This is a genomic window from Oryzomonas japonica (assembly GCF_008802365.1).
Lineage (GTDB): Bacteria > Desulfobacterota > Desulfuromonadia > Geobacterales > Pseudopelobacteraceae > Oryzomonas > Oryzomonas japonica.
Window position 1 is genome coordinate 668,299 of sequence record NZ_VZQZ01000001.1, and the last position, 25,665, is coordinate 693,963.

At 52.4% G+C, this 25,665-nt stretch carries 33 protein-coding genes and 1 pseudogene; 12 read left to right on the forward strand and 22 right to left on the reverse strand.

The window, feature by feature from the left end:
* Positions 1–86: 86 nt before the first annotated feature.
* Positions 87–749 carry an FKBP-type peptidyl-prolyl cis-trans isomerase gene (locus F6V25_RS03085; RefSeq protein ID WP_151127107.1) on the reverse strand — a complete coding sequence of 221 codons (663 nt, stop codon included), beginning with the start codon at positions 747–749 and terminating at the stop codon, positions 87–89.
* Positions 750–1,160: 411 nt separating this feature from the next.
* Here F6V25_RS03085 and F6V25_RS03090 point away from each other — a divergent pair, with 411 nt between their 5' ends.
* The 3 genes and pseudogenes from F6V25_RS03090 to F6V25_RS03100 all read left to right on the forward strand — a co-directional run.
* Positions 1,161–2,006, forward strand: a complete 846-nt coding sequence (locus F6V25_RS03090; RefSeq protein ID WP_151127109.1) for an HDOD domain-containing protein — start codon at positions 1,161–1,163, stop codon at positions 2,004–2,006.
* A gap of 50 nt (positions 2,007–2,056) precedes the next feature.
* A complete protein-coding gene (locus F6V25_RS03095) occupies positions 2,057–2,734 on the forward strand; it encodes a lytic transglycosylase domain-containing protein (protein WP_151127111.1) in 678 nt (225 codons plus the stop codon).
* Between the two features lie 95 nt (positions 2,735–2,829).
* Positions 2,830–3,000 (forward strand): annotated as a pseudogene (locus F6V25_RS03100) (stress response kinase A); the annotation flags it as partial.
* Positions 3,001–3,338: 338 nt separating this feature from the next.
* On the opposite strand, the gene F6V25_RS03105 reads toward F6V25_RS03100, so the two are convergent.
* The gene (locus tag F6V25_RS03105) at positions 3,339–3,677 is read right to left on the reverse strand and encodes a helix-turn-helix domain-containing protein (protein WP_151127113.1); all 339 of its coding nucleotides are present in this window, start codon (positions 3,675–3,677) and stop codon (positions 3,339–3,341) included.
* A gap of 133 nt (positions 3,678–3,810) precedes the next feature.
* Between F6V25_RS03105 and F6V25_RS03110 the strand changes: the two genes are divergently transcribed.
* The 5 genes from F6V25_RS03110 (at position 3,811) to F6V25_RS03130 (ending at position 7,528) form a co-directional block, all read left to right on the forward strand.
* Positions 3,811–4,191, forward strand: coding sequence for a hypothetical protein (locus F6V25_RS03110; RefSeq protein ID WP_151127115.1), 381 nt, complete (start codon positions 3,811–3,813; stop codon positions 4,189–4,191).
* Between the two features lie 164 nt (positions 4,192–4,355).
* Entirely contained in the window at positions 4,356–5,159 is an 804-nt protein-coding gene (locus F6V25_RS03115; protein WP_151127117.1) for a metallophosphoesterase family protein, read from the forward strand.
* Positions 5,160–5,408: 249 nt separating this feature from the next.
* A complete protein-coding gene (locus F6V25_RS03120; RefSeq protein WP_151127119.1) occupies positions 5,409–6,230 on the forward strand; it encodes a metallophosphoesterase in 822 nt (273 codons plus the stop codon).
* 52 nt (positions 6,231–6,282) lie between these two features.
* Complete coding sequence (locus F6V25_RS03125) at positions 6,283–6,729, forward strand: sigma-70 RNA polymerase sigma factor region 4 domain-containing protein (protein ID WP_151127121.1); 447 nt, start codon at positions 6,283–6,285, stop codon at positions 6,727–6,729.
* Positions 6,730–6,748: 19 nt separating this feature from the next.
* Complete coding sequence (locus F6V25_RS03130; protein WP_151127123.1) at positions 6,749–7,528, forward strand: metallophosphoesterase family protein; 780 nt, start codon at positions 6,749–6,751, stop codon at positions 7,526–7,528.
* Positions 7,529–7,632: 104 nt separating this feature from the next.
* On the opposite strand, the gene F6V25_RS03135 is transcribed toward F6V25_RS03130, so the two are convergent.
* From F6V25_RS03135 to F6V25_RS03230, 19 genes are all read right to left on the reverse strand, one after another.
* Positions 7,633–8,325, reverse strand: a complete 693-nt coding sequence (locus F6V25_RS03135) for an ABC transporter ATP-binding protein (protein WP_151127125.1) — start codon at positions 8,323–8,325, stop codon at positions 7,633–7,635.
* A 4-nt stretch (positions 8,326–8,329) separates the two neighbouring features.
* Positions 8,330–9,532, reverse strand: a complete 1,203-nt coding sequence (locus F6V25_RS03140) for an ABC transporter permease (protein ID WP_151127127.1) — start codon at positions 9,530–9,532, stop codon at positions 8,330–8,332.
* Entirely contained in the window at positions 9,529–10,701 is a 1,173-nt protein-coding gene (locus F6V25_RS03145) for an efflux RND transporter periplasmic adaptor subunit (protein ID WP_151127129.1), read from the reverse strand. The genes F6V25_RS03140 and F6V25_RS03145 overlap by 4 nt, the downstream gene beginning before the upstream one ends.
* A gap of 24 nt (positions 10,702–10,725) precedes the next feature.
* Positions 10,726–11,985: a TolC family protein gene (locus tag F6V25_RS03150; protein ID WP_151127131.1), complete on the reverse strand. Its 1,260-nt coding sequence runs from the start codon at positions 11,983–11,985 to the stop codon at positions 10,726–10,728.
* A 66-nt stretch (positions 11,986–12,051) separates the two neighbouring features.
* Complete coding sequence (locus F6V25_RS03155; RefSeq protein ID WP_151127133.1) at positions 12,052–12,642, reverse strand: TetR/AcrR family transcriptional regulator; 591 nt, start codon at positions 12,640–12,642, stop codon at positions 12,052–12,054.
* A 210-nt stretch (positions 12,643–12,852) separates the two neighbouring features.
* Complete coding sequence (locus tag F6V25_RS03160; RefSeq protein ID WP_151127135.1) at positions 12,853–13,632, reverse strand: ABC transporter ATP-binding protein; 780 nt, start codon at positions 13,630–13,632, stop codon at positions 12,853–12,855.
* Positions 13,633–13,635: 3 nt separating this feature from the next.
* Positions 13,636–14,409 (reverse strand): ABC transporter permease, encoded by a 774-nt coding sequence (locus F6V25_RS03165; protein ID WP_151127137.1) that lies wholly within the window; start codon positions 14,407–14,409, stop codon positions 13,636–13,638.
* 32 nt (positions 14,410–14,441) lie between these two features.
* On the reverse strand, positions 14,442–15,395 hold the full coding sequence (locus F6V25_RS03170; protein WP_151127139.1) for an ABC transporter substrate-binding protein: 954 nt from the start codon (positions 15,393–15,395) through the stop codon (positions 14,442–14,444).
* A gap of 117 nt (positions 15,396–15,512) precedes the next feature.
* Positions 15,513–15,989 (reverse strand): heterodisulfide reductase-related iron-sulfur binding cluster, encoded by a 477-nt coding sequence (locus F6V25_RS03175; RefSeq protein WP_191966049.1) that lies wholly within the window; start codon positions 15,987–15,989, stop codon positions 15,513–15,515.
* A 65-nt stretch (positions 15,990–16,054) separates the two neighbouring features.
* Complete coding sequence (locus F6V25_RS03180) at positions 16,055–16,636, reverse strand: 4Fe-4S dicluster domain-containing protein (RefSeq protein WP_151127143.1); 582 nt, start codon at positions 16,634–16,636, stop codon at positions 16,055–16,057.
* Positions 16,637–16,669: 33 nt separating this feature from the next.
* On the reverse strand, positions 16,670–17,596 hold the full coding sequence (locus F6V25_RS03185) for an Mrp/NBP35 family ATP-binding protein (RefSeq protein ID WP_151127145.1): 927 nt from the start codon (positions 17,594–17,596) through the stop codon (positions 16,670–16,672).
* 482 nt (positions 17,597–18,078) lie between these two features.
* The gene (locus tag F6V25_RS03190; protein WP_151127147.1) at positions 18,079–19,746 is read right to left on the reverse strand and encodes an FAD-dependent oxidoreductase; all 1,668 of its coding nucleotides are present in this window, start codon (positions 19,744–19,746) and stop codon (positions 18,079–18,081) included.
* 70 nt (positions 19,747–19,816) lie between these two features.
* The gene (locus tag F6V25_RS03195) at positions 19,817–20,125 is read right to left on the reverse strand and encodes a rhodanese-like domain-containing protein (RefSeq protein ID WP_151127149.1); all 309 of its coding nucleotides are present in this window, start codon (positions 20,123–20,125) and stop codon (positions 19,817–19,819) included.
* A 28-nt stretch (positions 20,126–20,153) separates the two neighbouring features.
* Positions 20,154–20,369, reverse strand: a complete 216-nt coding sequence (locus tag F6V25_RS03200; protein ID WP_149309522.1) for a hypothetical protein — start codon at positions 20,367–20,369, stop codon at positions 20,154–20,156.
* Positions 20,370–20,447: 78 nt separating this feature from the next.
* Positions 20,448–20,852 (reverse strand): OsmC family protein, encoded by a 405-nt coding sequence (locus tag F6V25_RS03205; protein ID WP_151127151.1) that lies wholly within the window; start codon positions 20,850–20,852, stop codon positions 20,448–20,450.
* Positions 20,853–20,914: 62 nt separating this feature from the next.
* Positions 20,915–21,364 carry a MamS/MamX family magnetosome protein gene (locus F6V25_RS03210; RefSeq protein ID WP_151127153.1) on the reverse strand — a complete coding sequence of 150 codons (450 nt, stop codon included), beginning with the start codon at positions 21,362–21,364 and terminating at the stop codon, positions 20,915–20,917.
* 440 nt (positions 21,365–21,804) lie between these two features.
* Positions 21,805–22,203 (reverse strand): iron-sulfur cluster assembly scaffold protein, encoded by a 399-nt coding sequence (locus F6V25_RS03220; RefSeq protein ID WP_151127157.1) that lies wholly within the window; start codon positions 22,201–22,203, stop codon positions 21,805–21,807.
* 26 nt (positions 22,204–22,229) lie between these two features.
* On the reverse strand, positions 22,230–22,568 hold the full coding sequence (locus F6V25_RS03225; RefSeq protein ID WP_151127159.1) for a DUF134 domain-containing protein: 339 nt from the start codon (positions 22,566–22,568) through the stop codon (positions 22,230–22,232).
* Positions 22,569–22,570: 2 nt separating this feature from the next.
* Entirely contained in the window at positions 22,571–22,951 is a 381-nt protein-coding gene (locus tag F6V25_RS03230; protein WP_151127161.1) for a NifB/NifX family molybdenum-iron cluster-binding protein, read from the reverse strand.
* 400 nt (positions 22,952–23,351) lie between these two features.
* Here F6V25_RS03230 and F6V25_RS03235 point away from each other — a divergent pair, with 400 nt between their 5' ends.
* The 4 genes from F6V25_RS03235 (at position 23,352) to F6V25_RS03250 (ending at position 25,299) form a co-directional block, all read left to right on the forward strand.
* Positions 23,352–23,630, forward strand: a complete 279-nt coding sequence (locus tag F6V25_RS03235) for a J domain-containing protein (protein ID WP_151127163.1) — start codon at positions 23,352–23,354, stop codon at positions 23,628–23,630.
* A gap of 13 nt (positions 23,631–23,643) precedes the next feature.
* Complete coding sequence (locus F6V25_RS03240; protein WP_151127165.1) at positions 23,644–24,438, forward strand: sterol desaturase family protein; 795 nt, start codon at positions 23,644–23,646, stop codon at positions 24,436–24,438.
* 117 nt (positions 24,439–24,555) lie between these two features.
* The gene (locus tag F6V25_RS03245) at positions 24,556–24,918 is read left to right on the forward strand and encodes a sulfite exporter TauE/SafE family protein (RefSeq protein ID WP_151127167.1); all 363 of its coding nucleotides are present in this window, start codon (positions 24,556–24,558) and stop codon (positions 24,916–24,918) included.
* A 9-nt stretch (positions 24,919–24,927) separates the two neighbouring features.
* A complete protein-coding gene (locus F6V25_RS03250; RefSeq protein ID WP_151127169.1) occupies positions 24,928–25,299 on the forward strand; it encodes a hypothetical protein in 372 nt (123 codons plus the stop codon).
* Positions 25,300–25,525: 226 nt separating this feature from the next.
* Here F6V25_RS03250 and F6V25_RS17505 read toward each other — a convergent pair.
* On the reverse strand, positions 25,526–25,665 hold a 140-nt coding region (locus F6V25_RS17505; RefSeq protein WP_151127171.1), incomplete at its 5' end, for an integrase core domain-containing protein.

Genomic DNA, 25,665 nt, shown 5'->3' on the forward strand with positions numbered 1-25,665 from the left:
AAACCCCATAAAAAGGCAGGACAAACGACGGATGCGGACTGCGTGCGGAACACGGCCGTCCGCATCCGTTTTCGGTTGAAGGCGGCTTACTTCGTCACGCCGAGCAGTTCTATCTCGAAGACCAACGCTGCGTTGGCCGGAATGGGGCCGGCGCCCCGTTCACCGTAGGCGGTTGCCGCCGGGCAGACCAGTTTGGCCTTGCCGCCCGTTTTCATCATCTGCACCCCTTCGGTCCAGCAGGCGATCACCCCGCTGAGGGGGAACTCGGCGGGCTCGCCGCGTTTGTAGGAACTGTCGAACTCCGTCCCGTCGATCAGCGTACCGCGATAATGCACCTTGACCTTGTCGCTGGCCGCCGGGGAAGCGCCATTACCTTCCCGCAAGGGCTGGTAGACTATGCCGGTCTTGGTCGTGACGGCTCCCTTTTCCTTGGCCGCCTTGGCGAGGAACTCCTGAGCTGCGGCGGCCTGCTTCTCTCCCCGGGCGTTGCGGCGTGCGGTGGCCAGTTCCTGGGTCTTCTTCTGATAGGCATCCACATCCACGAGAGGTTTTGCCCCCGTTGTACCGTCCACCAGCCCTTGCTTCACCAGATCGAGTTCTGCCGGGGTGAGATTGAATACGGACAATTGGCGGGCGACGATGAGGCCAATGGCATACAGGGTCTTTTGATCTTCAGTTTGCGGAGCTTCGGCAGCAAAAGCCGGGATGGCAATCAGGGTGACAAGCATGGCCAAGAATAATCTGCGCATGGTTTTCCTTTCGACGCTCATGGATTTGAAAAGATTGTATTCTAGCAGAATTGATGGCTGAGACAACAAATAGATGCACTCCGGCGTGCTCTTGGGCAAAACCGTAATTCCCATGGAATGTAACCATGGCAGGGGTGTTCACCTTTCTTGCTTTTTTCGGCTGTCGACTATATGATTCCCAGCTGCGCATGCGGAGCGAAGGCGTACCTCCCCCTCGGCGGCGCCACAACCGCGCCACCGGAATCGATAACCTCTTTCAGGAAGCGGGTCTGCGGATGTCTGCCGATAAGGCTGCCCATAAGGAGCCGGGCGCTGCCGGTCGGCACACGGAATCATATGTGATGTAGCGGTTGCGGAAATTGCATGATACGCATGGCCGGCTTTGGCCGGTCTGCTCCCAAGGATTGATGAATGCCTATTTCGCTGACGATCCGGCGGCTTCTGTCGATACAACCTATTGATCTGCCGGTCTTCCATCCCATAGCCCTCAAACTGATCCATCTGCTCTCCGATTGCAATTTCACCATCGATGAATTGGCGAGCACCGCCAACGACGACCAGGCCCTTGCCGGCCAGATCCTGAATATGGCGAATTCGTCCAGTTACAGTGGGCGGGTCAAGGTGGAAACGATCAAGGATGCCCTTATCCGGCTGGGGGCGCATCACGTTTCCAACCTGGCCATGGCGGCCTCCCAGGCGGCGCTCCATGCCTCGCACAACGGTACGGTCAATGCCATCATGCAGGAGTTGTGGCTCCACTCCCACGGCTGCGCCGTCGGCTGCCGCTGGGTGGCCATGAACACCGGCCACCGCGGTTTGGCGGAGCAGGCCTATCTGGCGGGTTTGCTCCACGATGTGGGCAAGTTGTATCTGATCAAGGCCCTGGAGCGGATAACCAACACAGGGGTTGCCCTAGCCGCGCTGGAACGGGAGCTGTTGTTGGAAATTTTCGGCGAATTGCATGTGGAACAGGGGACCCGCCTGATGGAGCATTGGAGCATGCCCGCCGTCTACCGTGCTGCCGTTGATAAACATTCCGGCGAGCATTTTGATCCCGATGATATGGTTCTTGTTATTGTCCGGCTTGTGAACGCGGCTACCAGAACCTGCGGCTTAAGCCTGAGCGTCGGACCGGACCGGCCGCTTGTGGAATTCCCCGAGGCGGCCCGGCTCGGCATGGGCGAACAGCAGTTCACAGAGCTTGGGAGGGTGCTGGAAGCGTCCCGCAGTGTTTCTTTCCTGCCTGCTCCGGCATGATGCGCCGGTAGATGCATCAGCGATTTCCCGTTCTTTCGGAGTATGGTGCCATGACGACGAAAAATCTGAAAACGGCGTGCCTTCTGGCGCTTGTTGTTGTCTGCGTTACATGGCGGGAAGCCTACCCGTTCTGCTTCGATGAGGCCGGAGAGATGTATGGCATCAACCCCCTGGTCCTGAGGGCCATTGCCAAGGTTGAGTCGAATTTCGTGCCTGAAACGATCAACAAAAACAGTAACGGCACCTTTGACATCGGGTTGATGCAGATCAACACCATCTGGAAACCGGTACTCGGCGAGGCGCGATGGAACTATCTCGGGGATGCCTGCTACAATACGAAGACAGGCGCATGGATACTGGCCAGCTGCATAAACAAGTACGGCTATAACTGGAAGGCCATCGGTTGCTACAACAGCCAGACGCCGGAAAAAAGCGAAGTTTATGCCAAGAAGGTATTCAGCCATTTAAAGCAACTGGAACATCATAAAGAGTCCCAACCGGTGGACAACAAGATGAAAGCGGTTATGCTGGACCAGATAAACGGTCTGGTCGAATCCGCACAGCAGGGCAGAGGGGAGAAAAAGGTCGTCAAGTTCGTCCCCTATGTGCGCGTATCCCGCCAGACCCTGCGCAAACCGCCACCCCTTCCTTCCCGGGAGGCGGTAGCGCCGCAGCCGATCTCCGGCAATGACCTGCCGAAGCTCCCACCTTCTCCCGCAGCCAACTAGTGTTGCGTGCTTCCCCTTGGTTGTAGCCGTGATTGATGGTATGGTGATTCCGATCCCTTTCCTGCAATCCGAATCGCCATGGAGAACCACTCACGATGCCTGAATGCCCCCATCCTTTCCAGACCCTTATCCCCGGCTTCATCATGGATGCTGTTGAGAGCCAGGGGTTTCGCTGCGATTGCCGCACCCTTGCCCTGAATAGTTACGAGAACCGCGTTTACCAGGTCGGCATCGAGGAGGGGCACCCCCTGATCGCTAAACTTTACTCATCATATATCGTCAGGGTAGGGCGCAGAAAAATTTCAATTTAGCTGATATTATTGAACTCTAAGTCTCCATACAGATCCTCTATGTAATAAAATGACAAAACTAGAAGTGATTCAGTTTTTGACAAAAAATAAGCCCACTTTTTGTCCACCCGTCGACAAAATCATTGATGTAATTAAATGTAACTATTTTTACCTCAATCGTGCATTTTCTAACATTTTAGTGTATATGACGTGCGGGTTTTGTGTAGCTATTCTCATTTGAGAAGAGAGGTGTTGTTAGGCGAGAAGGGCTCAATGAGAATGTCAGCGTAGTTTAATGGCGCTCAGGGCTTTCTTTACTTTGGGAGCATACCTTTTATGGCTGCCAGGTAGAGGCCACGCTGCACATCATCCATCTGTCGTATTTTTCCCATGATCTCTACTAACTCAATTTCAAAATCAAGATCTTCTGCACTATCAAGCAAACCAAACAAATCAACGAACTTTATCCCAAGCGCCTGGGCAATTTTGTAGAAGCTATAGGCGGATGCCGTCACCTTGCCTCGCTCGATATTGCTGATATATGTGTGGTGAACGTCAGCGAGTTCTGCAAGCCTTTCTTGCGAGAGACCTTGCGACTTCCGATGCAGTCGGACTTGACGACCCACCACCATCTGAAATTCTTTTTGATCCATGGTGTTGCAACATAAGCAAAATATTTGTATTGCAACACAGTCGATAGGCTAAATTATATTGACTAATTATATTCTTTTGAATAAATCTGTATGAAGATATTTGGCCGATCAGCTAATTATCGCGAGAAGGTTTATGGATAGAAATTCAGCTCTCAAAGCCTTTAAAAGAGAAGTGTTAGACATGGGGGCTGATGCGTGCCTTCCAGCCAATCTTCCCGATGGCTGGATTGAGTACCTTGATGGAGAGTTGAGCGCCCTTGATTATGGGAGTGATGATGATGCTGAAGAGGAAAGCCCTGCGTGTTCTCTTGCAGCAGTTTTAAGTATTCTGTTTGAAAAACATGCTCAGGAAAGCTTGTCAATGACATTTGATGAGCTGTATATCAGAATGGCCGAATATCGAATTGAGATTGGCTTGGAGATTGTCTGCCGCCGGACTGAAATAAATTATAATCCCGCCACGCTTGCTAATATCTTTACAAATAGAACCGTTGAGTGCTGGAAAACTTCATAGGGGCATCGAGAGATGATAAATGGATTTTCTCATCAGAGGCCGTTCTTACTTATTTCCCCTTCTCCTTGGTATTTGTCTTCCCTTGTCCATTCCTTACCACTTTTCGTCGTATCAACATTTCAAATCTTGAGTTCAGTAACGCTTTTGCGAAAGATGGTTAGCCAATGAAATTAGCCTGGCTTACAGACGTGCATTTGAATTTTGTCGGTAGAAGTGCTGTCGAGGAACTTTGCAACGCTATCCGCTTGTCCGGCGTCGACGCAGTAATGATAACAGGTGATCTAGCGTCCTCAAAGCACCTCTACCAATACCTGGATTACTTGGCGGATGGTCTCAAGATGCCGATTTATTTCATCCTTGGGAACCACGACTACTACGGGTCCTCGATTCATCAGGTAAATTTTGAGGTGGGTGGGGGCGTAAAAGCGAGAGAGAACCTCTTTTGGCTGTCGCGTTCCGGCGTGGTCGAACTCACTCCCGATATCTGCCTGATTGGCCACGAAGGACTGGCTGATGGTCGCCTTGGAAATCCAAACGATTCTGATGTGATGCTTAATGATTATTACCAGATAGAGGAATTGCGGCAGCCATCGAAGGAACTCCGGTTGGAAGTTCAGCACAAACTGGGGGACGAGGCGGCTGCGTATTTAAAGGAACAACTTCGGGAAGCCGTCGGAGTTCGGCAGTATAAAAGTGTCATTGTTGCCCTGCATGTGCCCCCATTCGCCGAGGCGTGCTGGCACGAGGGAAATCTTTCGGACGCCAATTTCCTCCCGCACTTCGGTTGCAAGGCCACGGGAGAGGTGCTGCGGGAGTACGCGCAAAACTTCCCTGCTGTTGATTTCGTAGTTTACTGCGGCCATACTCATAGCCCTGGGTACGCCGAAATACTGCCAAACCTAAAAGTGCACACCGCCGGGGCAGAGTATGGTCAGCCGCGGATTGAGCGCATCCTGTGTTTTGATTGAGGGGTTATGCCTGGTCGAGGTTTTACAATCAGTATCCCGATTCTCATGCTGGGACCCTATCTGAGGACAGTCTTTATACTGGACTGCTGGTATTTCTGCCGGGATCGGTGTGGTGATTTTCTGTCTGGCAGCGGCCGTGCGGAAAAAACATGACCCGGAAGAGTTGGTGAAATCAGCTGTGTACTGGTTTGCCTTTGCACGGTCAGTTGGTGCGTTAACGCTATTTCTGCATGTCATGGGGATGCCGTGATGGCCATCATAATCGGAGACATACATGGGGACCTCGCCATGGCCCGGGCTTTCCTGGACTACAAGCGGAATGTGGAGCACGTAGCGCTTGGAGATTTTGTCGATTCTCGGGATCCAAAGGTCACGTTTGAAGATGAACTGGCATGCCTGGAGTTGTTGATCAACTCCGATGCGGTTCTATTGTGGGGGAACCACGACCTGGCGTACACGCCTGAGCGTCCCTGGGGATGTTTTACGCGGCATGGCTTCATCAATGCCCCGGAAATCCCGCGCTGGACAGACGGCAATGATTACCTCACTCGAGTGTACAACGAAAACGGAGCGCTCTATTGCCGAGACATTTTTGAGTCCCGCTATCATATCGCCCGCGAGAAAAAACAAATCACGGCCGCGTACGCCGCCGATGGCTGGCTCTGCACCCATGCCGGAGCGTCTACCGCTCTTGCCGCAGATATGCCCGATTGCCCTTGGGAGACCAGTGACCCCGTGGCGATCTCTTCGTGGCTGAATGCTGAATTCGCGAAGGAGTTTGCCATACCTCGGAGACGCTTCAGTGAGCGCCCAGTTGGGTTGTATGGAGTGGGGCCGTTGTTCTTCACCGACTGGACTAGGGGCGGTTCTGATACCTACGGCGGAATATTTTGGTATGACCCCCAATGGGAACCACAGCGCCCTCCTGACTCGAGAATAAAGCAGATCTTCGGCCATACGAAGACCGAGGGGCCAATGAGGAAGGTTAATCACATCAACATACATATTGAGGACGGTTGGTGGGTTTTCAACACTGAGAGCGAGGAATTTGCGAGATTGGGAGTGAAATAGCACTGCGATGGCTTGGCTTAATTCGCAGCCACAACATGAGAGGAGTCTAGGAATGCTAATCTGGCGAGTAAAACCTATTAGTGCCGACCCCGAAGTTACACTTACCGATTGGACGATTTTTGAGGTTTCATCAGCACTGTGGCCTCAGAAAACCCGTCATTTTGTGGGCTATAACGTTTATGGCCGCGAGGGAAGAGTGTCATCCGCTATTATGGAATTCGATGCTGAAAAGATGATTGGGGTGACGCGAAGCGGCCGAGTTTACAGACTTGATGGATGCCAGGGGGATGGTAGCCCTGATGGATTGCACACGTGGTATTACTGGTGCCTGCGGAATAAAATTACGAATAGTCATGTTGTGGACCCAGACCAACTTTCAAATCAGGCCACCGAGTCTCTTGAGGACGTGGCCGATGATCCAGACGCCCAAGAGATTACCAAGGAGGAAAAGGAGCGGCTACAAAGGGCCATGGATGCCCTCTCGCAATGGTTTTTGTAAGCTCCTGAGAGGTTGACAAATGATCTGGATAACTGGTGACCTTCACGGCGGCGAGACCGCTTGGCACATCTCGTCTTCCCGCTTCAAGGAAGGGAACCGGGGCGACATAGTCATCTCCCTGGGGGACCTGGGTGGCGTCTGGTATCATGACTATCACACCAACGAAAAACACCATCGCCGAGAAGATTTCTTCCTTGAGTCCCAACTACGCCAACGCTTTCTCTGGCTGGCCGTGGACGGCAACCACGAGAACTTCGCCCGCCTCTTCGGCGGCGAATTCCCCTTGGTGGATATCTTCGGCGGCAAAGCCTACCGGATCAGGGACCACGTCTATTATCTGAAGCGGGGCGAGGTGTACACCATCGAAGGTGCAACCTTACTCGCCTTCGGCGGGGCCATGAGCCACGATAAGGAGCCTGGGTGGATCTATCCCCCGAACTCTATGGGCGCCTGGGGGAGCGGCAAGGAATGGAACCCGGGCAGGACCGAGGGCATAGACTGGTGGCCGGAAGAGATTCCCAGCCGGGAGGACTTCGAGAACGCCTGCCGAAACCTGGATCGCATCGGCTGGAAGGTGGACTACGTGATCAGCCACACCTGCCCACAGAGTAGACTTGCTCATTTTTTGCATGGTTCGCTGCCGTCAGATCCGACTGGAATAATCCTACAGGAGATATATGAGCGGCTGGAGTTCGGCTCCTGGCATTTCGGACACTTTCACTTTGAGAAACGAGTGGATAACTTTGTATGCCATTATAACCAAGTGCAGCCGTTTGGGTATGTTATCTGTAGCACCTAATTTTATTGAACAACTAACTAATTTGAAGAGGAAGTTACTTCACCCAACGGGAAAAACTCTAAGGCGGGGGGTATTTTACTAATTATACGCTGCATTCCTAAATCTTAGTTGCTTTTTTCTCCGGTAATCCGACCGTCATTGACATGGAAAATGCGATCGAACCCCTCCACCATGCGATGATCATGGGTAACGACCAAAATGGCAGAGTGATTTTCCACTGCCAGTTTTTTCAATAGGGTCATGACATTTTTCCCATTCTCGGTATCCAGAGCAGCAGTCGGCTCGTCGGCCAGAATCACCTTGGGCCTGTTGGCCAAAGCCCGGGCTATGGCGACCCGTTGCGCCTCGCCACCGGAAAGGGCTGTGGGATAGTTGCCAAGCCGGTGCCCGAGATTGAGCGAGTCGAGGAGTTCGGCAGCACGTTTTTTGGCTTCAGTCTTCGGAAGGTGGTTGATCTCCAAGGCTATCATAACGTTTTCCACGGCAGTGAGAAAGGGGATCAGGTTGTGGGCCTGGAAGATGAAACCCAGTTTTTCCCGACGCAGCCGTTTCAGGTCAATGCCCGGCAGCCACCCCTCATCAGCGACGGTCGCACCGTCAATGACCACCTTGCCATGGGTCGGCTCATTGATCAAGCCGATAGAGGTCAGCAGGGTAGTTTTCCCAGAGCCGGAAGGACCGAGAATGGCGACCAGTTCCCCTGGGCTGACCTGAAATGTGGCATCTGCGATGGCGGTTACCGCCGTCTCGCCTTTGCCGTAGATCTTCGTCAATTTGTCCACTTCAATAGCGTACATGTGCTTAACCACCCAATGCTTCCGCCGGCTCTACCTTGAGCGCCTTCCGAATGCCGACAAAACTCGATATCATACAGATTGCCATGACGATGACAAAGAGGGCTTGCAGGTCGAATGACTCCAGGACAATCCGGCGGGGAAAATTTTCATAGGTCAAGAGGATCAAGGCATAGCCGATGCCATATGCGATGGCCCCCATCAGGAGCGACTGCTGGAGGATCATGCCGATTATCACCCGGTTCTGGGAGCCGATCAGCTTGAGGGTGGCGATGACCTTGATCTTGTCGAGGGTCGAGGTATAGATAATCAGCGAGATGATGACCGCCGAGATGACGAGCAGGATGATACGGAACAGCCCCAACTGCATCCTGGCCTTCTCGATCATCCCCTTGGTCAGGATTTTGGTCTGTTCTTCCACCGAAATTGGCCGAAAATGGTTCCAGCGCCTGATGCGTTCCTGCACGGCCTTGATGTCCGCTCCCGGCGCCAGCCGGGCAACGACAGTGTTCACGGTATGTGTCGATTCCGTGATACCGGCTATGTTCTGCTTCAGAAATTTTGCCTGCGCCGGGGAAAGGGATTGGACTCCTGCCAGGTTCGCTCCGATCCGCTCCCGGTCGTTCCTGATGGCGTCGTTGTCCTTTTTGAACTGGATATCCTGGGCGTCTGCAAGACTCACATACGCCGCCGGGTCGCCGCCGGACGAAACCACCTTGCCGGTGATCCCTACGACCGTGTAGTCGTGGAGCCCCAAGTGTATCTTCTCGCCGATCTCCATCTTCATCGCCTTGGCAACCACCATCTCATAGCGTTTCTGTCGGATGTTCCGTCCGGCAACGATCAGTGGCGGGCCGCCGAAACCGTTCAGGTCGTAGCCGATCAGGAAGAAGCGGAATGGTTTGCCCAGGCGCTCGATCTGGATGGTCTGGAAGGAGAGCGGGGAGGCTTCCGCCACGCCCGGCACCGCCTTGATACGGTACTTGATGTCCTCCGGGATACGGGAGTTCTCGGCAAACGGTCCGTTGGTGTCCTGCTGCACCACCCAGATATCGGCTTTGGTGAATTCAAGAACGGCAAGGGCGTCGGCAAAAAGCCCCCGGTAGATGCCGCCCATGCTCATGACCACTCCGAGGAGAAGCCCCAGGCCGATGGAAGTCAGAATGAACCTGCCCCGGTGATAGCGTATGTCCCGAATGGCGAGATTCATTTCTTCACGCGGACCTTCATGCCGCTCTTGAATTTTGCCATCTCAGAGGGTGGCGCAACGGCAATACGTTCGCTGCCATCGAGCCCCGTTACGATTTCGGTGAAATTGCGCCGATCCTCTATGCCAATAGTCACTTCCCTGAATGCGAGCTTCCCGTTGGCAACCACCCAGACGCCGCGTTTCTTGTCCCTGGAGGCAAGAGCTGAGGAAGGGAGGGCCAGGACATCCTTCTTCATTCCGGTGACGATGTAAACGTCGGACTGTTCTCCCAAGCGGAAGTTTTTGAGTGGTGGGGTGAAGGCTACGTCCACCTCCAGTTCTTCGGTAACCCGGTCGCTCTGGTGCCCCAGACGGGCGACCTGGCCGAGGAACGGTTCATTGGCCGAGGAGCGCAGGGTGATAAGGGCTTTCTTGCCAACGGCAACCCCTTTGAGTTGCGATTCGTCCACGTTGGCCTTGACCCATATGGTTGCGGGATCGGCAAGGGTAAAGACCGACAGCCCCGGTGTGACCGTGGCACCCTTTTCCAGATCTCGGGTGATAATAACCCCACCCTGGGGGGCGTAGATGAGGGTTTCGACGACCTTGCTCTTGGCAAAGCCAAGGTTGGCACGGTTGGCCCGCTGTTCCATCCGAGCCGCGCCGAGTGCCGCCTGACACCTGGCAACCTCTTCCCTGGCAACTTGGCTGGCGGTGTCATACTGTTCGGCCTCCAGCTTGGCAACAAGGTTTTTCTCCGCCAGCACCTTGAACCGCTGGGCGTTTTTTTCAGCCAGGACCAGGTTCGCTTTGGCCTTTTGGAGAGTGGCCAGTTCCACGTTCAGGTTAGCGGCTGACTTGTTAAGTCCAGCTGCAGACTGCCGTTCCTGGTGGAGAAAATCGTCGTTCTCCAGCCTGGCAAGGAGTTGACCCCGTTTCACCCGATCACCCTGGTCGGCATAGAGTTCAACGATCCTGCCGGTGATCTTGCTGGAGACACCAACCACCACCTTGGCCTCGACCGTGCCGTTGCCATAGACTTGGGCGGTGAGGTCCCGCTTCTCGGCCTTTACGATCTTGACCGGCTGTGGGGCAAGGACCGTCATCCTGAGCACGACGCCAATGGCTATCAGGACCACGAGCCAGATAAGATATTTTTTTCTTCTTGAGATGGTTTTCAGCAGTTCCATTCGTCACTCCTCAACGGCTTCTTCTCACTCTTTGCCCATTGCCCGGTCAAGCTGCGCCATCGCGGTGAAGTAATCATACATAGCCTGGATCTGGGCTGTCTGCGCATCAAGTGCCAGGGATTGAGCGTCGGTGACTTCGATAATGGTGCCGACACCTTCATGATAGCGGCCTTCTGCCAGGGTCTGATTCTCTTTGGTCGCCTCGACTTCCTTCTCCGTCGAGGCCATGCGGGCTGATGCCTCTCTCACGCTGAGCCAGGCAGATTCAACCTCTTTGGTGATTTGCAGTTTGAGATTGTTGTTTCTGGCCTCTATGGCATTGATGTTTGCGTTAGCTTCCCGCACCTGTTCGACCGACATGAAGCCGGAGAAAAGCGGTATGGTCAGATTAAGCCCCACCCCCCAGACATTGCCGGCCGGTGGGAAGTCGCGGTCGGCATAACCAATGCTGGCCGTCCCGGAGAGGATCGGCAGATAACTGCTCTTGGCGGTCTTGAGATTGGCGGACGCGGCAGATCTCAGGGCCGTCAATTGGTGCAGTTCGGCTCGGTTGCGCACGGCTTCTTGCAGAGCCAGCCCCCGTTCCGGTTCGGCGAGCGAAGCAGGAGCAGGTTCGGCCAAGGGACGTTCTCCCAAGGCAGGTATCCCCATGGCGTTGGCAAGCTCAACCCGCGCGATCTCCCGGTTGTTCTCCGCGCGGATCAAAGCGGTCCTTGCGGAGTAAAGATTGGCTTCGGCCCTGGCAACGTCGACCTTTGCCCTGATCCCCTGGTTGAAGAATTCCTGCGACTGTTGATAGACTGCCGTCCGCGCCTGCACAGTTTCCCCGACGGCAACGACCTGTTTTTCCGCGGCCAGCAGCAGGTAGAAGGCGTTCCTGACGCGCAACGCCAGATCCTGCCTGGTCAGGGTGAGCGTTTTGTCCAGTGCGTCGCGATTGTACCGAGCCGCCTCGACCGCCCCCGAGGTGCGGCCGAAATCGTAGATGGTCTGCTTGAGATACAGCGCATCGGTGTGGGCTTCCGTAGCCTTTATGCTTTCCGTGGGAGTCAGGAAGGTTCGTCCTTTGGTCCAGTCGGCGGCAATACTGATCTGCGGGTAATAATTGGCCAGCGCTTGTCCGCTTCTGGCTTCGGCGCCTTGGAGATTTTCCTTGGCTTCGACCAGCAGGGGGTGGCTTTTCAAAGCCGTGGCCAGCGCCTCTTCAAGTGTCAGTGGCGTGGCGGCGTAAAGCGACTGGGCAGAAAGCATGAGTACGAACAGACTACGGATAAGAAAATTCATGATCGGCACCTACATGCAACAAGTAATATACTATGTGACTATTTACTCACATAAAGGGCAAAAAAATCACCGCGCCAGATGCAAAAAATTACCCCAGAGCTTCTGCGCCTCACCCCTGATGTCAAATGATGTGCCGTTGATAGTCCAACGCAGCGCAGTGAACTGGATCATGCCGAGAAACGTCAGGGCCGTTTCCCTTGGGGAAAGTCCCTGCTTCAATTCGCCTTCATCAATCCCCGCGGCAATGACCCCCGAAAGGGTCTCAACATAGTTCCCGATACGCATCGCGAGCTTCTTTGCCAAGTCAGGGTTGCCAAGATGGGTGTCCTCGGAGAACATAAAGCGCGGTATCCCCGGATACGTGGCTACAATAGAAATGTGGGAGAAAAAAATGATCTCGAGCTTTTCCAGCGGCTTCTTGCTCCCGGCAGCAATTGTGGCAGCCTTCCCCATGACTGATGTCCCGATAAAATCCGCCAAGGCGAAAAAAATTTCGTCCTTGCCGCCAAAATGGCGGTAAATATTTGCCTCACTCATCCCGGCCGAGTCAGCGATGGCGGCAATGGTCAGCGCCCGCACCCCTCCCTTGCCGATAACCTCTAGGGTGGCCCGAACGATTTCCTCCTTGCGAATACGCGTGCTCTTTTTTTCTAACATTGGTTCCTCATGTGAGCATATATTCACATATTAAGTACAAGTCAGCGCATGGTCAAGACAATTCTTCTGATCTGTAGCCATGGTTGGGACCACTACCCCGTCTTTCCAAGGGCAAAAACAACCGGCACCTTTGTTTGGGCGATAATTCCGATTGCGGGTAAGTTGATTGGGTTCATAAGGCTGCACCATCTCAGCAGTCCCCCCCTGCTACTATTTGTCATTATTTCTCAGAAGCCGCCTCAGGCCAGCCTTAAGCTGGGTAAATATCATGGCTTCCCGATCTGATTGACTTCGCGGTCGATCAAGCTGTATCGGAATGTCGGCGATTAAGCGCCCTGGACGTTCGGATAAGACCAAAACCCTGTCAGCCAGATAGACGGCTTCTTCCACATCATGGGTTATAAATACGATGGTCGGCTTGAGCCGTGCATGCACGGTCGCCAGCAGATCCTGCACTTCTTCGCGCGTTTGTGCATCCAGAGCGCCAAACGGCTCGTCCATTAGCAGAACCTCTGGTTCATTTACCAAAACTCTGGCAAGAGCAACCCGCTGTTTCATACCACCGGAAAGTTCCCGCGGAAAGGAATTTTCAAAACCTTGAAGGCCAATAAGCCCAAGTGTTTCATCCATATTGGGAAGCTGTTGCGAATTCCGGCAACGGGGCCCAAAAAGAATATTTTGCCGCACCGTAAGCCAAGGGAACAGGGTGTCCTCCTGGAAGACTACTCCCCGTTCATGTGATGGGCCGGAAATCTGTTGTCCAGAACACAGCACCTTTCCCGAAGAGGGGCGGTCAAATCCGGCCAGGAGATTCAGGATCGTACTTTTTCCACATCCGCTCGGGCCGAGAATCACGACGAATTCACCACGTGAAACCTGAATAGAGAATTTTTCGATAGCCTGCAGGCTGGCTGCACCGTCGTCGCGATTATTACTGCCTTGGAATGACTTGGTAACCGATTGGAAATCTATGTAGGGATCTATTTTCATTCGTTATGCCATTCGCTTATTATTGACGGGCCAAGCTGTGGCGGGGACAAAACGCAGCATCGCAAGCAACAGTAAATCGCATATCCTGCCCAGCACCGCAATACAGATAATTCCCACAATGATCAGCCGGACATCTCCCAGCAACCGGGCATCCATGATCATCGCCCCCAAGCCCTCGTTGACGCCGGTCAATTCACCCAACACCACATACGCCCAAGAGATCCCCATTGCGAGACGCAGTCCAGCTTCAATGGAAGGCATGGCGCCTGGCACGATGACACGAAAAAGAACGTAGCTACGGCTTGCGCCAAGCATGCGAGCGGCTTGAACCCAACGAAGCGGAATAGTGCGGGCGCCATGAAAGGAACTGACGTAGACGGGGAAAAAAGCGGCGATAACGATGAGAAAGATAGTAGTGACGGTACCGATTCCGAACCAAACTATCGCAAGTGGGAGCCAAGAGATACCGGGTACCGAGCGGATCAACTGTATAAAGGGGTCGATCAATGTGGCAACTTGATTTGAACGCCCAGAGATGATGCCGGCGGGAACGCCGATAAGTGCCGCCAATGAAAAACCAATCCCTACGCGTACAATAGATGCTGCCGAGTGTTCCATAAACGTCCCGGAATATTGTCCTGCAGCACCAGAACCAAAAATGAAATCATATAATGATTTCAGCACATCAAGAGGCGGGGGCAGCAGATAAGCCGGTAAAAACTGCGCCGCTGTTAGTATCTGCCATACCGCCAGGATCAACAGCGGAAGAATTGCCATGCGGCAAGCAATATGGTCTGTGAGTCGCGTCCTCATTTTGTGGCTTTAAGCGTTTTTTTTGCAGCGGCGACGAATCTGGTGTCGAAAAGACTCTCGATGTTTGGCATGCGTTCGATCATGCCAAGAGCTTTCATTCTTTCGGCAAGGCTCTTTGTGTGCCTGATATAGTTTTTGTCAATATCCCACGAAAGATCGATGTTATTGGCTGCCGCCTTAAGAATTTTGGGGTCGAAACCGAATTGGGCCGCTTCCCGTATCCAGGCATCATTATTCTTTTTCAGGAACGCTGTTGCTTTCACGTGTGCTGTCACCACTTCCTGAATCCTTCCCGGATGTCTGCTGATTTCATCCCTAGTTGTCAGCATGGCGGAATTAATCGTACCGACTGAATCGCCAAAATAGGGATAAGAAAGAACCCGCCCCACTCCATTTAGTTGCGCTATTGTCGGGTAAGGTTCACCACTAAGGAAAGCATCGATTTGTTTGCGGGAGAGGGCTGTAAGCATGTCAAAAAAATCAACTCGAATGAGTTTGACATCCTTTGGAGTGAGCCCAGCTTTGGCAAGAACTTCCAACAAGAGAACCTGGTGCATGGTCCCGGGGACATAGCCGATTTTCTTCCCCTTTAGATCCGACGCTTTGGTAATCCGGGACTCTTTACGCACAACGAGGGCCGAACACTTGCTGGCCATGGAAGCGACAATCACCACCGGTTCGCCCTTGGATGCCGAGATAATCGCCTGGACAATGGTGGTCCCGGTAACATCGAGGCTACCCGCAAGTAAAGCGTTCTTCATATCGCCTGGATTAGTGAAGGAGCGTACCTCAACAGGTTGCCCCTGAGCGAGGAACTGCTTATAGACGAACGGCTGGATGGTCTGTTGCGTTTTCCAGGTCCCGACTCGAACCGTTTCTGCCCAAGAAAAAGCCGTCCCGGCAAACAAACAGACGGCTGCCAGGAATGAGCTGGCTTTCAGAATTCTCATTATGGTCCTCATGAATATTCAATCATTTCATGCAACAACGGCTTGATAACGGTACCGTTACTTACTTTTTCACGTATCGAATGCCCTTTTCGAACAACAGCTGAGGCTGGCTGGTTTTCAGTCAGCCATGACTTCCTCCCACAACTTCTCACCATCAGGTCTTTCAAACATCCTCCGTGCCCGTTCCTTGACCCCACTATAATCGGGCTCCAATTCAAGGAGTAGATTTAAAGCATGGGTAACCGGGATGCTCGGGAGCATGGCGTCGTATTTCAGAACGCAACTCATGCAGTACCCCGCTAAGATGTCAGCGTCCGTCTGCTGAAATTCGGCGTGTCGCTGTTCTACCAACTCATCAACCAAATCAGGGCGGAAATGGGATAATTGCCCGCCGCTGCCGCAGCAGATAGTATTCGCCTTTGAGTGAAGCATTTCAACGGTAGTAAAGCCGGACTGTTCCAGCAACGTACGCACTTGACTGCCGAATAGCCCGGCAACACGATCCGGGCAGGAGTCATGGACTGCGCAGCGCCTACCGTCATTTCGTTTTCCGTTGCCGAAATCCAAAACTTCATAGACAGTCTGGATGATCACGCCACTGCCTCGGAGTATTTTTCCCAAGTCATAGTAACACCCCGGACAGGCCACTATCAGCCGTTCTATCTTATGTTCACGCACAATTTTTTCAGGCGTTCCTGCGCGTTTTCCAGCCGTTGCTGCAATCCCAACTGTTCCAGCAATTTACCGCAGCAATCCGTCCAGATAGCCTGGCAAACGCCACCGTCTTTCAGACGCTTGAACACTTCCCGCGTCAGCCCGGGAGAATAGGTCATCAAGGTGCATCCCGGAAAGAAACAGGTCGTGGCTTCACCGCTTGCTTCCAGGTCACGGTAGTCAATGCCGCACTGTTTACGGTACATGCTCATGACGTTGTTTTCCCGGTCCGGATAGAGGTAGCGGAATTCCTCCACGGCAAACTCGCCGCTGTCAACCGCCTCTCTTCGCTTGGCGGCAAACATCGCCATGGGGCTCACCCCCTGCGGACAGACCGCCTCACAGGCGCCGCAGAAGGAGCAACTAAGAGCTTCGCTCAAGGTCACCCCGCGTTTGACCATTGCCGCAGGAGACTCCTCCGATTCGGTCAGAAGCCGGCAGCTATCCGCGCACAAGCCGCACTCTGTACAGTTGTCCGTTATGTTTACTAACTTGGCGTTGTCCATAGGGGGCCCTTGCAAAGACATGTGTATAGTGGTCGTGTCTTTTGTCTGTTCAAACTAATGACCTGAGCAACAACTCCCAGGTCCGGCACATTCCTGTGCTTTGCTGCCGTCGCAACAGGAGTCTGTTTCCGAAGTGTTCTGCAACTCCAGGTAACTCGATTTCAGGCGCTCGACAATTTCTCCGAATCTGGCAGCAGTCTCGGTTTTGGGAAATGAACTCAGGTAGGGACGCTCTTCGTCCCCACTTCTGGCAATTTCCATATCTATTGGAATCGCGCCGAGATACGAAACATCAAATTTTTGGGACAGCTTATACCCGCCTCCTGAGGAAAAAATATCAGCCTCTGCGTGACAATGCGGGCATATAAAACCGCTCATATTCTCAACGATTCCGGTTATCGGCAGGTTAAGCTGTTTGCAAAAACTAATGGATTTTTCCACATCGATTGTTGCCAACTGCTGCGGTGTAGTAACTATGACGGCGCTACTTCTGGAGGTATCCAGAAGCTGGACAACGGAAAGAGGTTCGTCACCGGTACCGGGAGGGCAATCGATTACCAGGCAATCCAGATCACCCCAGGCAACATTTTCTAAAAACTGGCGAATGATGCCTGCCTTGGCCGGTCCTCTCAAAATAACAGCATCTTCACTGCTGTTGAGCAGGAACCCCATGGAAATTACTTTCAATCCGTTATAAACTTCTTGCGGGACAATCTGATCATCCATCATTTTGATCTTTTCCTTAGAAAGTCCAAACATCTTCGGGACGCTTGGGCCGTGGATATCGACATCCAGGATTCCAGTTTTTAGCCCGTGCATGGAAAGGCTCAGGGCTAGATTTACTGAAACGGTGCTTTTTCCAACCCCTCCCTTTCCCGACATGACTATAAAGGTGTGCTTGATGTTGCCAACTTTCATGTTTAAATCGGCATCATTACTCTGACAAGATGATTGCTGACATGTTGTTGCCTGTCCCGTCATACTGCCTCCATTCGGTTCTGTAATTTGCAGAAAATCTGCCGTATTTCTATGCTTGTCGGAAAATTCGTGGCATATTTCAGAATATTTTCCCTGGTTTGTGCCTCTGATACCATCAGTTCTTAGTGTATTTTCCCAACAGTTCTATTTGGCGCTTGCAACAAAGCTGCTGAATCTCAAAGACATACTTTGGGTTAATATCTGCCTTGTTTATCATGACAAACCTGGTGACTTGAAATGGTGGGCAAACTCCATGGCTTTTTTAAGAATGTGCCTTACGGCAACATGTGCAAGTGATGCCTAAATATAGGAAAACAAATGTTGTCTTGCCCGCAGCAGCTCATCAGCCATGGCCAGTTTAATCAGCCTTTTCATAACTAGGTACTGCATTTATGGGAGGAATCATTTCATATCAGTTGTTCGAAGGTGTCTAGTTTACTCTCTAAGGGTACACTTCCCCGAATCTTGCTGCGGGGTAGTTTATTCTATTTCTCCAGTTCGTAGGGCCAAGTGAGAATGCCGCCATCCATGAATCGGATATTGGAGAAGCCGGCTGCATTGAGGATTTTCTGCGCTTCATATCCCCGTAGGCTGATTTTGCAAAAGGTGACTATTTCCTTGTCTTTGGGGAGGCTGTCCAACTTATCGCGCAGCACGCCAAGTGGAACCAACTTTGCCCCAGCAATCCGCATCATCTCATGTTCAGCCGGAGAACGCACATCGAGCAGGAGAAAGTCCTCCCCTGCTTCCATTTTCTTTTTAACCTCATGTGGAGATACCCCCTTGGCATGGCCGGAGAGTTTATTTTTCAGTATATCGGCGGCGACGATAAGGTTGTCCATGGCAGCGGCAAACGGTGGCGCATAGCCAAGGTCAAGATGGGAAACCTGCTCGGCAGTAGCACGGAAGGTGATGGCGGTGGCAGCGACATCTATCCGTTTGTCGACAGCGCCGGAGCCCACCGCCTGAAGACCGAGCAGCCGGCCATTTTCCCTGTCGGCCACCAGCTTCAACACTATCGGCTTCGCATCTGGATAGAAATGAGCCCGATCCGGGGCGGGAGAAAGTACGATTTCTACATCGTAGCCTGCGGCACGGGCAGCGAACTCGCTCAATCCGGTCTTCCCTGCATTGAAATCGAATACCTTGACAATTGCCGTTCCCACTATTCCGTTAAAAACGGCGTCGCCCCCCACCGCGTTGATTCCGGCCACTCGTCCCTGTTTGTTGGCCGTACTCCCCATTGGGGCATAAACCCGTTTACCGGTCACCAGATGGGTTGTTTCGCAACAGTCACCGCAAGCATAAATGTCCGGCACGGAGGTACGCAGGTGATCGTCCACGGCGATAGCTCCGGTCGCACCTATCTCCAGGCCGGCATTGCGGGCAAGGCTCACGTTGGGCTTCACCCCGGCAGCAAGCACCACCAGATCGGCCAAAATCTCTCCCTGATCGGTGATAACCTTTTCCACATGCCCGTTTCCTTCAAAACAAGAGACACGGCAGGACGTCATCACCTGGACACCGTGCGACTGTATATGACGTTCAAGAAGTGTTGCCATTTCGTCATCCAGAACACCCGGTAGAACTTGGCCGAGCATCTCGACCACCGTCACTTGCATCCCGCACAGAGCTAGAGCCTCGACGGTTTCAAGGCCAATTAGACCCGCGCCGATGACGCATGCCCGCTTGCCGGAGACCGCCTGTTCTTTTAAGAAGGTGGCATCCTCGATGCTCTTGACGGTCACGATGCCTGCCAGTTCGCTGCCTTGCAGTGGCGGGATGAGTGGAGAGCTTCCGGTTGCCAAAATCAGACGGTCATAGTCGATGAAGGAAGTCGTGCCGCTCACAGCCGTCCAGAGCTCAACCTTTTTATTCCGCCAGTCGACTACGACCGCCTCGGTTTCAGTGATGACATCGACCCCTTTGACCTTTCTGAAAAAGACCTGATCACGCAATACGCCGACTGGAGTGCTCATCAGCTCCTTAACTTCAACTACGGTGTCTGAAACGTAGTAGGGAATACCGCAAGCGCCATATGAGATAAAATTTCCCCGGTCAATCAGAGTTATCTCCGCCTCAGGGTTAACCCGTTTCGCTTTTGAAGCCGCCTTGGCCCCAGCCGCATTGGCGCCGATCACAACTATTCGCATCTTACATTACCTCTCATATTCAGAATATGCTGTCTGCCGGAACTAACTTGAAATAGTCTGACAAGGCTCCTCACTTTTCTTGTGGGTGCCCGGTCTGCCGCCAGTTGACCATGTGCCCAGGAAGAAGCGCCACTTTCCGGTAACCGAAGGCTTCCAGCACGCTTCTGGCAAATTGGGCACGAGGGCCATGCTCGCAGGTCACCACCAACTCGGCATTCTTGTCGGCAGGGATGCGCGCCAGCTTCAACAGAATTTTCCAGGTTGGGGCATGGATTGCACCCGGTATATGCCCCGTCCGGAATTCGAAGCGGCTCCGAACGTCAATTATGGATGGCGGTTGTTTTGATTTGATTCGTTTCAACAATTCCTGGGGTTGCATTTCATCTCCTTGTATCTGGGACTATCAGTTAACCAGTTGGCCTAATGTCTCTGATTATCCGGTAAGCAAGCAATACAAATGGCCAAGCGTGCCAAACCAAATCAAATATATCGATCGGTCTTTTCAGCGTGCCGGCCAGTAGCATCCTGATCTTTTCCACGATATGCGGCTGAGGGAAAAATGGCGCAAAGCCAAGGAACAGAACAAGCGGGATGAGAAATCGGTATTCCAAAAGGCTTTTCATTGCCTTCCTCATTTGTCGCGTTGTTGCAACATGTTCAACAGCGGACGGGTATTAAGGTTGATTCTGTTCTGTTATCCGTTACGCCATGCGGGCAGTGACCACGAACTCCGGAGGGTCCATGATTACCTTTTTCACCGTGCAGAGCCCAGCTGTCTTGACTATGGCGTTCCGGTATTTCTCGGGGAAACCGGGAGGGAGGTTAATCTCGGTGGCTACCTTGGTGAGCCTCTTTTTCCCGCCTGTGTCGGTGGCAAACTCCAATCGTTGGGTAAGTCCCAGACCCTCAGTGGCAATCTGCCGCTGCCGGCAAAATCTGAGAACATAAATCCCGGCGCAGGTCCCGAGCGAGGCAAGGAAATAGTCGAAGGGGCTTGGCGCCGCCCCCTCGCCTCCAGCTTCCACCGGCTGGTCAGTGGGAATAATCACGCCATCCATTTCCGCATTGACCTTTTCCCCACCGGGAAAGGTAATTTTCATCTCCATGGCATACCCTTTATCGGCATAATTAGTTATCGAGTGTTGTGAATCATCGGGGGCTCCGGTTTTTATCGCCTCCAGCCAGACCAGACTGGGATCCCGCTCTCATCGCGGAGCTTGAGTAACGCATCGCCTTTTTTCACTTCAGCGGCAATGATCGCTGGTTTTCCGGAAACCGCCACACGTGAACCTTTGACTTCAATGGTATCTCCTTTTTCGATGCGGGCGTCCTGCCGCTCGATATACCATGCCGGGCCCAAGTGGACTGAAACTGTCTCCCTGTTTGTCTTGAGCTGGATATGAATACCGGCTCCCATTCTCTTCATGGGGGTTATCCGGTCCACAGAGATCACTTCACCACTCACGGTCTCGACGGTTGCGGGATTGTACATTCTCTGATAGGGACTTCCCATGCCCCAGCCGCCGCTACCACCTCTTCCAGGTGCTGCAAAGGCTGTCACTGCCACTGAAACCATCAAAACGGCGGTAATGACAAAAATGCTACTTTTCCCTTTCATGGCAACCTCCTCAAGAATGTTTTGACTACGGTTAGATGAGCTGCGCCATTTTTCCTATTTTGCTTCAACGTGTCGGCAGCCTTATTCGGCGCGACCAAAAATCATTTCAGGCCATTCTTTTCAGACAACTGTTGTTGCGTAAGCACTGCACGGCCTTTTTCACTTCTTCAATATCGTAGGGATCAAGATCCGCCGGAATATTCTCGCCACCGAATTCTTTATAGATTTTGAACCTGTTGCAGGACTCATAGTCACCAAGGCACTGTTTCAGTTTTATGTACTCTGATGTTTTGGGAAAAGCGCTCATGTTGTCCTTAAAGAACTGGCAACACGCTAGTATTTCACAAGCCATTTGCCCACCTCGCCATCGTCGACATGTTGATTCTTCTTATGAGTCTAACGGCTTTCTCCAGATTACCCGGTCCGCCCGGCATGACTCATCAGCCAATGGGAGCTGTTTTGCCGGCCTGAGTGGACCGATACTGTTGCACCGCCGCATGCAGTGCGGAAGCTGCCATGTTCGAACAGTGCATTTTCTCTTCCGGCAGGCCATCAAGTGCTGTGGCTATTTTTTGGTCATTGAGAGTAAGGACTTCGTCAAGCGTCTTTCGCATAACCAACTCTGTGGCTATGGAAGAGGTTGCTATGGCCGCGCCACAACCTTTGATGAGGAACTTGATGTCGCGAATCATGTCATTTTCTATCTTGATGAAGAATACGAGAGCGTCCCCACAGTTTGGATCGCCCGCCTGCACCACTACGTCTGCATCTTCCAGGGAACCGACGTTCCGCGGGTTGTTGACATGGTCCAACACCTTTGCTGAATAAAGTTCACTCATCGAGTGGTTCCTTTCGAACAACCAGGCTATTCCTTTTCTACGTTTTCCCCTGAGATGCCGAGCTCTTCATTCTCCTGCATGTTACCGGAGATCGCCAGTGCCTTCTGCCCGACAAGGGCCTGGGCCACTTTGAAGCGCGCATTGGCCAGAAGCCGCTGGACCGTGCCACGCGAGACCCCCATACAGGCTCCCGCTTCTATCTGGTTTTTCCCTTCTCCGTCGCACAGATACAGTGCTTCCAGTTCGTCATGGTCAAGTTTGATAATTTCCAAATCTTTCAGCGGTGTTCCAGCCGGCTTAAATACGGCGGAATAACCTGCGCGGTGTGGGCAGTTACAAATCCTCGGTTTGCGGGGCCGCGCCATAATTAGTGTGCACACCCTTCACTGCCGCCATGCCCGCCGCAGGTATGGCCTGGCAGAAATTCCGGCAATGCATTGTTGCGCAACAGTTCAAGATTTTTACCAATGTTCCCCTGTTGCGCCTGAAACACCCGCATGCCGGCGCGGTTAAGCTTGTTCAGTGCCCCGCCGCCAATGCCGCCAACCACGATTGCATCTACCTGCTGGCCGCCCAGTCCTGCTACCGGGTTGCAGGCACCATGTTCATGGATCTGGTCGCTATTATTGATCGTCGCCACCTCGCTGGTGGCTATATCCACTACGACAAAACTTGGTGCGGAGCCAAAGTGACCATACACTTGACTTTCTAAACCGTGATTTTCTTGGACAGGAAAACAGACTTTCATTGTGAACCTCCTTGGAGCTATTATGTGTCTATGCACAGAATAGGCTCCTCCAAATCGGGTGTCAAGCTTTTTGTGCATAAACACATAATTCAATTGCCTCCACCTATATAAGCCAAGATATTTGAATCATGGACATTCTTTTTGAATATCAATTCAATTTAAAATATATACTAAATATTAAATATAATAAAACCAATATTATGTCAATCATGCGTGTGGAGTGTTTGTTTCATGCTAATGGGTGGCCGAGAGGCGACGTGCGCAATCGTGTTTGCATCCATCATGAAAAATGGTAACCTCATCAAAATTCCTATCGACACTTTGCGGCCATCAAAGGGGCAGAAGAGATAAGCTTGGAGCAGATATGAAGTTCATCACGTGGACCCACTGAGCTTTTGCCATGACTTATGCTGATTTACAGGAGGCGCTCCGGGTTCTTTGCTTGGGAGAGCGGGCTACCCTCAAGGAGATCAAAACCCACCATCGGGAGCTGGTGAAGCGTCACCACCCCGATGTGAACACCATTGATGATTCTGAGGCGATCCGGCAGGTAAACGCCGCTTATCGGCTGCTGATGGACTACGTTTCCGAGTATCGCTTCTCATTTGCCGAGGTTGAGTTCTACGAGCAGAACCCGGAAGAACGGATCTGGCGGCAATTTATGGAAGATTCGTTGTGAGGGAAGGATAAGCATGCCTGGAGAACAGGTCATCCGACTTGCTTTTTTCTTCAGTGTCTTGGCGGTTGTTGCCATCTGGGAGGTCATTGCACCTCGTCGAGCGCTCACCGGCAACAAGAGACGACGTTGGGTTGCCAACCTTTCCCTGGTGGCGATCAATACTGTGGCTGTACGCCTCATCTTCCCCATTTTCCCTACCGGCATCTCGCTCCTGGCTCAGGAACGTGGCTGGGGCATGCTGAACGTCGTCAACCTACCGATTTGGGCCAAGAGCATTCTGGCGGTCGTAGCCCTCGACTTCATCATTTATCTACAGCATGTGCTTTTCCATTTTCTCCCGATCCTCTGGCGTATCCACCGCATGCACCACACCGACCTCGATATCGACGTCACCACTGGCAACCGCTTCCACCCGATGGAGATCCTAATCTCAATGGGGATCAAACTGGCGGCCGTGTCATTGATTGGTGCGCCGACAGTGGCCGTAGTCATCTTTGAGGTAGTTCTGAACGCTACTTCTCAATTCAACCATGGTAATATTTTTATTCATGATGCGCTGGACCGGTGGCTTCGGCTTGCCGTGATAACGCCAGACATGCACCGGGTACACAATTCAATCATTCCCCGCGAGACGAACAGCAACTTTGGCTTCAATCTTCCTTGGTGGGATCGCCTGTGCGGAACCTATCGCGCCCAACCAGAAGAAGGACATGAAGGGATGACGATTGGCCTAAAAGAGTTCCGGGAGCCGGCGATGCTTACCCTTACTCATTTACTCATTCAGCCGTTCGCTCGCAAGTCAACGTAATCATGTGAATGAGTAGAATCATTGGGATGATTAGCCGAACTCGGCACTATCACTCAAGGAATAGACATCCTTCTCGACAACAACACCAAAAAATTGTGATGATTGAAGAGGCACAGTATGGCCCATATTGCTGCACTGCTGGGACTTGGTATTTTGGCAGGACTTACGAGCGGATTGATCGGTATCGGTGGAGGGATCATAATTGTTCCCGTTCTCGTGCTCTTTTTCGGTTTTTCTCAACAACTGGCACAAGGAACAACATTGGCTTTGATGGTGCCGCCATTGGGGGCATTTGCCGCCTGGACCTACTACCGGCAGGGATATGTCGACATAAAAACAGCCGGACTTATCTGCCTTGGTTTCCTGGTCGGCAGTGTTCTGGGGGCCGATTTTGCGATCCGGCTCCCCACAGAAGTCTTAACCCGGACATTCGGGGCGATACTGGTAGCAATCGGATTAAAAATGCTTTTTGAGGGGTAAGTCGTTTCTATGAATCAATTGCCGAATAAAAAAAACGAAACACCATGCACGCCCCAGCGTGAGCCGTCTCGTGAATTCATTGAAGTCGATATAACCATACATATCTTCACCGTATCGGCGACCCTTGTTGGTGCATGCCTCACCGTTCTGGGCATCTTTATCATGAGTCGCCGTCTCTCCCATGTGAAGAGCTTTGGTGAGGAACTGCTCGTCTGTGATGCGTTCATGTTTCTGGTTTCTTGTATCTTATCCTATTCTGCTTTGAGAATACGGCGGATAGGCCGTCGACATCGGCTGGAACAATTAGCCGAAGAAGTGTTTTTTATTGCTCTTGCATTTATGGTGTTCATCTGTGGTTTCATTATCTATGAGTTGAGATGATATATGAACGGCGTGTTTGCATTGCCGACACCCTACGGAGGCAAATGTCGCTTTCAAAAGGGCCAAATACGGCTGATTACCCAACGCCCAGGGAGCTCGCTCTGGGCTCCTTCCCCAGAATCAGGCATCGTCGTCATGCCCTCCCGCTAACTAAAAGATAAGCCGCAAATAGAGCCGTCAAACATCTGTACTTGAACATTACCGATTTCCTGAAATAATTCTGACCTTACCCCTTCAATAGAACCAGTTCTTGCTTAGGTTTTTCGGTCTTTTGTTCTTTTTCAAATGTTCTTGCAAACTCAGTCGGTGCCATGCCGTTCAGTGAGCTGTGCGGCCTTTCCGAGTTGTAATCCTGCCGCCAGGTTT

Bases quoted from the DNA above. Each gene is read 5' to 3' on its own strand.
- F6V25_RS03085 (WP_151127107.1), bottom strand. From the start codon at position 749: ATGCGCAGATTATTCTTGGCCATGCTTGTCACCCTGATTGCCATCCCG.
- F6V25_RS03090 (WP_151127109.1), top strand. From the start codon at position 1,161: ATGCCTATTTCGCTGACGATCCGGCGGCTTCTGTCGATACAACCTATT.
- F6V25_RS03095 (WP_151127111.1), top strand. From the start codon at position 2,057: ATGACGACGAAAAATCTGAAAACGGCGTGCCTTCTGGCGCTTGTTGTT.
- F6V25_RS03105 (WP_151127113.1), bottom strand. From the start codon at position 3,677: ATGGATCAAAAAGAATTTCAGATGGTGGTGGGTCGTCAAGTCCGACTG.
- F6V25_RS03110 (WP_151127115.1), top strand. From the start codon at position 3,811: ATGGATAGAAATTCAGCTCTCAAAGCCTTTAAAAGAGAAGTGTTAGAC.
- F6V25_RS03115 (WP_151127117.1), top strand. From the start codon at position 4,356: ATGAAATTAGCCTGGCTTACAGACGTGCATTTGAATTTTGTCGGTAGA.
- F6V25_RS03120 (WP_151127119.1), top strand. From the start codon at position 5,409: ATGGCCATCATAATCGGAGACATACATGGGGACCTCGCCATGGCCCGG.
- F6V25_RS03125 (WP_151127121.1), top strand. From the start codon at position 6,283: ATGCTAATCTGGCGAGTAAAACCTATTAGTGCCGACCCCGAAGTTACA.
- F6V25_RS03130 (WP_151127123.1), top strand. From the start codon at position 6,749: ATGATCTGGATAACTGGTGACCTTCACGGCGGCGAGACCGCTTGGCAC.
- F6V25_RS03135 (WP_151127125.1), bottom strand. From the start codon at position 8,325: ATGTACGCTATTGAAGTGGACAAATTGACGAAGATCTACGGCAAAGGC.
- F6V25_RS03140 (WP_151127127.1), bottom strand. From the start codon at position 9,532: ATGAATCTCGCCATTCGGGACATACGCTATCACCGGGGCAGGTTCATT.
- F6V25_RS03145 (WP_151127129.1), bottom strand. From the start codon at position 10,701: ATGGAACTGCTGAAAACCATCTCAAGAAGAAAAAAATATCTTATCTGG.
- F6V25_RS03150 (WP_151127131.1), bottom strand. From the start codon at position 11,985: ATGAATTTTCTTATCCGTAGTCTGTTCGTACTCATGCTTTCTGCCCAG.
- F6V25_RS03155 (WP_151127133.1), bottom strand. From the start codon at position 12,642: ATGTTAGAAAAAAAGAGCACGCGTATTCGCAAGGAGGAAATCGTTCGG.
- F6V25_RS03160 (WP_151127135.1), bottom strand. From the start codon at position 13,632: ATGAAAATAGATCCCTACATAGATTTCCAATCGGTTACCAAGTCATTC.
- F6V25_RS03165 (WP_151127137.1), bottom strand. From the start codon at position 14,409: ATGGCAATTCTTCCGCTGTTGATCCTGGCGGTATGGCAGATACTAACA.
- F6V25_RS03170 (WP_151127139.1), bottom strand. From the start codon at position 15,395: ATGAGAATTCTGAAAGCCAGCTCATTCCTGGCAGCCGTCTGTTTGTTT.
- F6V25_RS03180 (WP_151127143.1), bottom strand. From the start codon at position 16,636: ATGTCTTTGCAAGGGCCCCCTATGGACAACGCCAAGTTAGTAAACATA.
- F6V25_RS03185 (WP_151127145.1), bottom strand. From the start codon at position 17,596: ATGACGGGACAGGCAACAACATGTCAGCAATCATCTTGTCAGAGTAAT.
- F6V25_RS03190 (WP_151127147.1), bottom strand. From the start codon at position 19,746: ATGCGAATAGTTGTGATCGGCGCCAATGCGGCTGGGGCCAAGGCGGCT.
- F6V25_RS03195 (WP_151127149.1), bottom strand. From the start codon at position 20,125: ATGCAACCCCAGGAATTGTTGAAACGAATCAAATCAAAACAACCGCCA.
- F6V25_RS03200 (WP_149309522.1), bottom strand. From the start codon at position 20,369: ATGAAAAGCCTTTTGGAATACCGATTTCTCATCCCGCTTGTTCTGTTC.
- F6V25_RS03205 (WP_151127151.1), bottom strand. From the start codon at position 20,852: ATGGAGATGAAAATTACCTTTCCCGGTGGGGAAAAGGTCAATGCGGAA.
- F6V25_RS03210 (WP_151127153.1), bottom strand. From the start codon at position 21,364: ATGAAAGGGAAAAGTAGCATTTTTGTCATTACCGCCGTTTTGATGGTT.
- F6V25_RS03220 (WP_151127157.1), bottom strand. From the start codon at position 22,203: ATGAGTGAACTTTATTCAGCAAAGGTGTTGGACCATGTCAACAACCCG.
- F6V25_RS03225 (WP_151127159.1), bottom strand. From the start codon at position 22,568: ATGGCGCGGCCCCGCAAACCGAGGATTTGTAACTGCCCACACCGCGCA.
- F6V25_RS03230 (WP_151127161.1), bottom strand. From the start codon at position 22,951: ATGAAAGTCTGTTTTCCTGTCCAAGAAAATCACGGTTTAGAAAGTCAA.
- F6V25_RS03235 (WP_151127163.1), top strand. From the start codon at position 23,352: ATGACTTATGCTGATTTACAGGAGGCGCTCCGGGTTCTTTGCTTGGGA.
- F6V25_RS03240 (WP_151127165.1), top strand. From the start codon at position 23,644: ATGCCTGGAGAACAGGTCATCCGACTTGCTTTTTTCTTCAGTGTCTTG.
- F6V25_RS03245 (WP_151127167.1), top strand. From the start codon at position 24,556: ATGGCCCATATTGCTGCACTGCTGGGACTTGGTATTTTGGCAGGACTT.
- F6V25_RS03250 (WP_151127169.1), top strand. From the start codon at position 24,928: ATGAATCAATTGCCGAATAAAAAAAACGAAACACCATGCACGCCCCAG.